The 7,726-nt window shown below is 46.6% G+C and carries 4 protein-coding genes; 2 read left to right on the top strand and 2 right to left on the bottom strand.

The window, feature by feature from the left end; genetic code table 11:
• Positions 1-654: 654 nt before the first annotated feature.
• Positions 655-2,802: a polyribonucleotide nucleotidyltransferase gene (locus JGK20_RS31220; protein WP_293180665.1), complete on the bottom strand. Its 2,148-nt coding sequence runs from the start codon at positions 2,800-2,802 to the stop codon at positions 655-657.
• On the bottom strand, positions 2,771-2,938 hold the full coding sequence (locus JGK20_RS31215; protein ID WP_293150440.1) for a hypothetical protein: 168 nt from the start codon (positions 2,936-2,938) through the stop codon (positions 2,771-2,773). Before JGK20_RS31215 ends, JGK20_RS31220 begins: the two co-directional genes overlap by 32 nt.
• Positions 2,939-3,202: 264 nt before the next feature.
• On the opposite strand from JGK20_RS31215, the gene JGK20_RS31210 reads away from it, so the two are divergent.
• Together JGK20_RS31210 and JGK20_RS31205 are read left to right on the top strand one after the other, a co-directional pair.
• Positions 3,203-6,511, top strand: a complete 3,309-nt coding sequence (locus tag JGK20_RS31210; RefSeq protein WP_293233376.1) for a DEAD/DEAH box helicase — start codon at positions 3,203-3,205, stop codon at positions 6,509-6,511.
• Between the two features lie 245 nt (positions 6,512-6,756).
• Complete coding sequence (locus JGK20_RS31205; RefSeq protein ID WP_293196406.1) at positions 6,757-7,584, top strand: SWIM zinc finger family protein; 828 nt, start codon at positions 6,757-6,759, stop codon at positions 7,582-7,584.
• Positions 7,585-7,726 lie beyond the last annotated feature (142 nt).

The raw sequence follows: 7,726 nt of genomic DNA, 5'->3' as shown, positions 1-7,726 counted from the left end.
CGTTTGCCGAAGGATGTGTTGGTAGAGATTGATTGTATTGCTGTTATTTGATTATTAGGACTCGATCTTCCGAATTCTTGCCCCCTACTTCCCCGTGAGACAAATTAGGTACGTTGTTGCGCTTCAGCGCTCTTTATAAATATTAGGAAAGAGCGCTGAAGCGCAACAACGTACCCTCAACTCAGATTGTTCTTAAGTCAACCGTATTAGGTTATACTATTTCTCAAAAATCTTGGTACAATAAAATTTTGGGCAAGAGTTAAGCAGAGGGTTGTTTATACTGACCATTTTGTAAGGTGCGTCGCTCGATCGATTGTCGATTTTTTTGAGGGATTTTTAATGGCGACGCACCCTACAGCTAAGCATACTTTATATTTTATTCAGTCCGCGGAGGCGGACTTCGTTTGTATAGTAGCGGTTTCAACCGCCAAACGATCGCAGATAGTTTTAAGTGCCGAGGGGAAAGTGCGCGACTGTATGAACTCCCACAGCCGATCGCACTTTTGTCGATCTGTCGCTGTCGCGCACCTACTCCCAAATCAATCTGAAACAATCAGATTTTATCTCAATTAGCAATTAGGAATTACTAATTACCAGTTACCAATCAGCAATTAGCAATTACTCCAAAAGCAATTACCAATTACCAACTGTCAACTATTTATTCAACGCTTCGCGGGCGGCTACCGCTTCGTCGGGATGAATGTTCAAACGGGTCAAATTAATTCGACCTTTATTGTCAATTTCTCGCACTTTGACAATCACTTCATCATTCACAGCTAACTCGTCTTCCACTTTCCCAACACGGTAGTCCGCTAACTGGGAAATGTGAATCATTCCTTCTTTTCCTGGCAGAATTTCGACAAAAGCGCCGATCGGAATAATTCGAGTTACGCGGCCGACATACACGTCTCCAGCATTCAACTTCCGCGTCATGCCTTGGACAATATTGTAAGCCCGTTGAGCTTTTTCACTGTCGTTACCAGCAATTGTCACGGTTCCGTCGTCTTCGATGTCAATCTTGACACCAGTTTCTTCGGTGATGGCTTTGATAGTTTTACCACCAGGCCCAATTACCAAACCGATAAATTCGGGATCGATTTTCAGCGTTAGCAAACGCGGTGCAAACGGCGACATTTCCTTGCGGGGAGTGTCGATGGTTGCTAGCATTCTTTCTAAAATGTGCAGTCTCGCAGGTTTGGCTTGACGGATCGCATTTGCGATCGCATCTAAGGGCAAACCTTTGATTTTCATGTCCATTTGCAAAGCAGTAATTCCGGTGTCGGTACCGGCTACTTTGAAGTCCATGTCGCCTAAGAAGTCTTCAATTGCTTGAATGTCAGTCAAGATTCGGACTTCATCGCCTTCTTTGATTAATCCCATGGCCGCGCCGCTGACGGGTTGCGAAAGGGGAACGCCTGCATCCATTAACGCTAGCGTTGAGGCGCAAACTGAACCCATTGAGGTTGAACCGTCGGAGGAGAGGATTTCGGAAACTACGCGAATGACGTAGGGGAAATCTTCTTTGGATGGCAAAACTGGCAGCAAAGCGCGTTCTGCAAGGGCTCCGTGACCGATTTCTCGGCGTCCGGGCGATCGCATCGGTTTGGTTTCTCCCACGGAAAATGGGGGGAAATTGTAGTGATGCAGGTAGCGTTTGTCTTGCTGCGGGTGCAAGTCATCGGCTAAATCTTGCGCGTCTCCTGGAGTTCCCAGAGTTGCTGCGGACAAGACTTGGGTTAAGCCGCGATTGAACAGCGCACAGCCGTGTACTCGCGACGGCAGCACCCCTACACGACAAGAAACGGGTCGCACCTCGTCTAGCTTGCGGCCGTCTACACGGACGCCATCTTCGATGATTTGCTTCCGCATCATTTTCTTGGTAACGTCTTTGAAAACGTTGCCAATTGTCTTGCTGGTGGCTGCTAGTTTGATCGGATCGTCTTCGGCTAGTTCGGCGATCGCAGATTCGACTGCATTTGCCTTCACTTCGTCCAAAGCTGCATTCCGTATTGTTTTGTCTTTTTCAAATCTTGACAAAATGATGCGGATGGGTTCTTGGGCGCGATCGCGAATGAAGTTTTCGAGGGCGAAATCTTGCGGTGGGCGTTCCTCTACCACGAAATCGATGCCCAATTCTGCCATGATTTCGCGCTGGGCTTGAATCAAGTCACAGGTTGCTTCGTAGCCGAAGTCGATCGCCTCGATGATATCCTGTTCCGGCAATTGGTTGGCGCTGGCTTCCACCATGATTACTCCGTCTGGAGAACCGGCTACCACGAGATCCAATTCGCCTTCTTTGATTTCGCTATAGGTGGGATTGATGATGAAATCGTCCCCTACCAAACCAACTCGCACAGCCGCCATCGGCCCGTAAAACGGCATTTTCGCCAGCAGAATCGCGACGGAAGCGCCTGTCACTGCCAAAACGTCGGGGGGTACTTGTTCGTCCATCGACAGCGTTGTTGCGACAACTTGGATGTCATCTCGCAGCCAGCTAGGGAATAGCGGACGCAACGGGCGATCGATCAAACGCCCAGTCAAAGTCACTTTTTCTGGGGGACGCCCTTCCCGGCGCAAAAATCCACCGGGAATTTTACCGCCAGCGTAGAGTCTCTCTTCGTAATCCACCAACAGGGGCAGGAAATCAATTCCCTCTCTCCCCTGCGATCGAGTCGCTGTCACTAAAACCGCCGTGTCACCCGACTGAATCAAAACTGCACCGCCTGCTTGAGGCGCCAGTAAACCAATCTTCAGTCTAATATCCCGTCCATCAAAAGATATTGACTTGTCTATCTCTACCATGTAGCACTGCTTCCTTATCTACCACATTCTTTCTCTGTCGGGATCGTAACATTACCACAGGATGTTTGAGAGGAACCAGCCAAAAGAGAGAGATAATCGGCGGGCGATCGACTGTCAGTGTCTTGATTGTAAGCATTTATACTCTTTAATTTTTTTTCATGTTCTCCAGTCGATTCTCCGGTCGATCGCCCGCCAAACACATTCCATAGATGGTACTATGAATTTTCGATTGGGAAATTTGGATCAATTAGGTCAACCGCAGATGTCAGGCAGATAAACACAGATTAACGCAGATAATTTCAAGATATTTCGGATTTTTTGCAAGAGTTATATTATTCACAAATCAAACAGGACTGCTGTAGCAAGTCTCGCAATTAAATAAAAATATTAGGATTTAAAAATGGCAATTTTACACGGCAGTTGGCTACTGGAAAAAGAAAAAAGTGGCTTATTTATTTGGGGAGAAACTTGGCGGAAAGTTGGGGCGATTGATACCGTTAAATCGGGGATGAGTCTACAGCATCCTTTGGCAATGACCGAATCTGAACTGAAGACTTTTCTAACTTCCTTGCAGCAGTCGGGCAAACTCAACTGGCAATTACCCGCAACCGAAGAGATTCAGGAGAAAATCAAGAAGACTAGACGATCGCCCAAAACGACACCCGCAGCCATTCCTACGGAAAATTTATCGATTCAAAGGCAAGTTCGGGCGATCGCACTTCCCACCCAAATCTCCGCAGACAACGCCACACTAATCCCGCAGCACTCAGCAGCAGCACTTGAAGAACCAACAAAAATCGAGGAAATTTACCTTTATCCTTGGCAAGTAGAAGGTTATTTACTCAACCCTCAAGCAGCTTTTGTTTTCTTGCAATCACTGCCACTCAATAGCACAGAACTAGACTCTTTTGTCGGATCGGATTTGCGTTTTTGGTCTCATATTGCTAGGTGGAGTTTGGATTTGTTGGCGAGGTGCAAATTTTTGCCAGCATTAGAACCACAACCTGACGGTTCTGCTATTGCTAAATGGCAACCTTTGTTAGATAGTTCTACAGATACACTCCGCCTCGCTACTTTTGCCAAGCAAATGCCGGCGGCTTGTCGAATATATCAGAAGAAGGAAGAAGGAAGAGGGGAGAAGGAAGAAGGAAGAGGGGAAGCAGAAATCGGGGAATGGGCTTTGGCGGTGGATTTGCCGGTGGGGGCGGAGGATTTGGTGTTGGGGTTTTTGAGTAGTGTTGTAGATTGTGAAGTGCGATCGTCTGCGAGGGCTGCGCTAACGGCTGCTGGCTCAACTTTAGACATCAAAACAGTTTCCCCAACCCGCGAATGGTTGCAAGCTTTGCAGCAGGAATCTGGGATTGTGCGCGCCGAATCAGCAGCTTTGGAAAAGTTGGCAACCAAGCTGACTGCTTGGGCTGCACCGCTGCAAAATCAACTATCTCAACAAAATCAATTTCACACTTGTTTTCAACTACTACCGCCATCTCCCGGCAAAGTTAACTGGAGTTTAAATTATTGCTTGCAAGCAGTAGATGAAACCGATTTTTTGGTAGATGCGACAACTGTTTGGAACAACTCTGTCGAACGTTTAAATTATGCGGGGCGGACAATTGAATTGCCTCAAGAAACTTTGCTCAGTGGCTTGGGTTTAGCCTCGAAACTTTATCCGTTAATTGAGCCGAGTTTGCAAGCACAACGACCGCAATCTTGTCAACTAAATCCGCTGCAAGCTTACGAGTTTATTAAGTCTGTGGCTTGGCGGTTTGCTGATAGCGGGTTGGGCGTGGTTTTGCCGCCGAGTTTGACAAAGGCTGATGGTTGGGCGAGTCGTTTGGGTTTGAGTATTAAGGCGGAAACTCCGAAGGTGAATCCGGCGAAAGGCGGGCTGGGCTTGCAAAGTCTGTTAAGTTTTAAGTGGGAATTGACGATCGGCGGACAGCGCATTTCTAAGGCAGAATTTGACAACTTGATCGCGTTGAATTCGCCTTTGGTGGAAATTAACGGCGAGTGGGTGGAGTTGCGCGCAACCGATGTCAGGGCGGCTCAAAGTTTCTTTGCTAGTCGCAAAGAGCAAATGACTCTTTCCTTGGAAGATGCTTTGCGGTTGGCTTCGGGCGATTCCCAGATGATTGAAAAGTTGCCGGTGGTGAATTTTGAAGCAACTGGTCAACTTCAGGAATTGTTGAATACTTTGAGCGATAATCAGGCCGTAAGTGCGATCGCAACTCCAGCCACTTTTCGAGGACAATTGCGGCCTTATCAAGCGCTAGGGGCGGGCTGGTTAGCATTTTTAGAACGCTGGGGTTTAGGTGCTTGTCTCGCGGACGATATGGGTTGCGGCAAAACGATTCAGCTAATTGCTTTTCTCCTGCATTTGCAAGAACAGGATGCCCTAAAAGCCCCGACTTTACTGGTTTGTCCGACATCAGTGTTAGGGAATTGGGAACGCGAAGTCAAGAAGTTTGGCCCGACGTTGAAAGTGTTACTCCATTATGGAGATCAACGCGCTAAAGGTAAAGCATTTGCGGCCGCAATTAAGGGAAAAGATTTAATAGTTACCAGTTATTCTCTGGTGTTTCGCGATGCTAAGGAAATTCAAAGCACTAAATGGCAGGGATTGGTTTTAGATGAAGCGCAAAACATTAAGAATTCCGAGGCGAAGCAGTCGCAGGCGGTGCGGCAAATAGAGGCATCTTTTAGAATTGCGCTGACGGGAACTCCGGTGGAAAATAGATTGCAAGAATTGTGGTCAATTTTAGAGTTTCTCAATCCCGGCTATTTGGGACCGCGCAATTTCTTTCAGCGCCGGTTTGCAATTCCGATCGAGAAATATGGAGATAGAGAATCATTGCATACTTTGCGATCGCTCGTGCGGCCTTTCATCCTCCGCCGCCTGAAAACTGACAAAGAAATCATCCAAGATTTGCCGGAAAAACAGGAGATGACTGTATTTTGCAGTCTGGCGTCAGGACAGGCGGCATTATATCAGAAAGTAGTTGAAGAGTCGATCGCTAATTTAGAATCAGCCGAAGGCATTCAGCGCCGAGGCATGATTCTGGCTTTGCTGGTAAAACTGAAGCAACTTTGCAACCACCCTGCCCTTGTGAAAGCAGAAGGTAAGCCGAAGGAATTGAGCATTAACAGCCAAGAATCGGGAAAATTGCAGCGGTTGGTGGAAATGTTGGAAGAGGTTGTCGCCCAGGGCGATCGGGCTTTGATTTTTACTCAATTTGCTGAATGGGGAAAACTCCTGAAACCGCATCTGGAAAAGCATTTAGGGCGAGAGGTTTTGTTTTTGTACGGCGGCATTAAGCAGCAGCAGCGGGAAGAAATGATCGATCGCTTCCAGCACGATCCGCAAGGCCCGCCGATTATGATATTATCCTTAAAAGCGGGCGGTACTGGCTTAAATTTAACCAGAGCAACCCACGTTTTCCACTACGATAGATGGTGGAATCCCGCAGTAGAAAATCAGGCAACTGACCGCGTATTTCGGATCGGTCAAACGAGAAATGTGCAAGTTCACAAATTTGTCTGTACTGGTACTTTAGAGGAGAAAATTCACGATATGATCGAAAGTAAAAAAGCTCTCGCCGAACAAGTAGTCAGCGCGGGCGAAAACTGGCTGACTGAACTCGATACTGACCAACTTCGCAATTTACTAATTCTCGATCGCAATGCTATTATAGAAACAGAAGAAGAATAATTTTTAGGGTTCGTAGTGAGGACTTCAGTCCTTCTTAAATGCGGACTAAAGTCCTCACTACAAACCTTCTTCTTTCTTCTTCCTTCTTCCTTTTTGAATGCGGACTAAAGTCCTGACTACAAACCTTCTTATTTCTTTTTTTCCTTATTTTTGCGGACTAAAGTCCTCACTACAAACCTTCTTCTTCCTTCTTCCTTCTTCCTCCTTCCTTCTTCCTTCTTCCTTCTTCCTTCTTCCTTCCGCTTATGATTGACAGAGAATGGTGGACACAACAATGGCTCGATTTAATCAATACCTACCGCTTCAAAAAGCGATTAGAACGCGGATGGCAATATGCGCGGGAAGGCAAAGTTCTCAGCATTAAATTTCCCAACCAAGAAGTAATTGCCATAGTTCAAGGAACTGATCCTAAACCCTATCAAGTTTCTTTAGGACTCGATACTTTAACCGATGAAGATTGGGATTACGTGATTGAAAATATGTCGCAAAGAGCGGTTTTTTCAGCTAAACTATTAGCTGGAGAAATGCCTCACAATATTGAAGATGTATTTGCGGCGGCCGGAAAAACCCTATTTCCGTTAAGTTTGTCAGATATTCGATCGCGCTGTAGCTGTCCTGACCCGAAAAATCCTTGCAAACACATCAGTGCAGTATACTACTTATTGGGCGATCGCTTCGGCGAAGACCCCTTCGTACTGTTTCAACTGCGCGGTAGAACCAAAGAGCAAATTTTAACCGCACTCCGCCAGAGACGGGGTACCCAAGCAGAGGAAAATTCCCAGCTAAACACCTATGACAATTCCCCCGCCGCGAATGCTAAAGTGCCGAAGGTCGATCGCTTTTGGGAATACAACCAACAGCTAGAATCATCTTTAGTCGTGATTGTACCGCCGCCCAGCAGCGAAACCGTATTAGATATTTTAGGCCCCATTCCCCTGGCAACCGACGCCAAACTGACAACTACCAAATCCTCCCCCGCATCAGACGGCATCAAACAGCATTTGAGCAAAATCTACCAAACAGTTAGCCAGCAAGCAGTTTTAGCCGCACTGAAACGAAGTGAAGCAGACTAAAAGATTATTCTTTCTTTGTTTCTGGGAATTACGCAAAGTCTAAGAAACCGCTCGTAAAAACATGGACAAAGCTACCCAAAAGTAGTCAATGTTAGACATCTACGTTAGTAATTTTAGTCCACAGTCCTAAAACTACAGGAAT

The organism is Microcoleus sp. PH2017_05_CCC_O_A, assembly GCF_020738785.1.
Taxonomy (GTDB): Bacteria; Cyanobacteriota; Cyanobacteriia; order Cyanobacteriales; family Microcoleaceae; genus Microcoleus.
The sequence above is the reverse complement of the archived record's forward strand: the minus strand, read 5'-3'. Positions and strand labels throughout refer to the sequence as shown.

Bases quoted from the DNA above. Each gene is read 5' to 3' on its own strand.
- JGK20_RS31210 (WP_293233376.1), top strand. From the start codon at position 3,203: ATGGCAATTTTACACGGCAGTTGGCTACTGGAAAAAGAAAAAAGTGGC.
- JGK20_RS31205 (WP_293196406.1), top strand. From the start codon at position 6,757: ATGATTGACAGAGAATGGTGGACACAACAATGGCTCGATTTAATCAAT.
- JGK20_RS31215 (WP_293150440.1), bottom strand. From the start codon at position 2,938: ATGCTTACAATCAAGACACTGACAGTCGATCGCCCGCCGATTATCTCT.
- JGK20_RS31220 (WP_293180665.1), bottom strand. From the start codon at position 2,802: ATGGTAGAGATAGACAAGTCAATATCTTTTGATGGACGGGATATTAGA.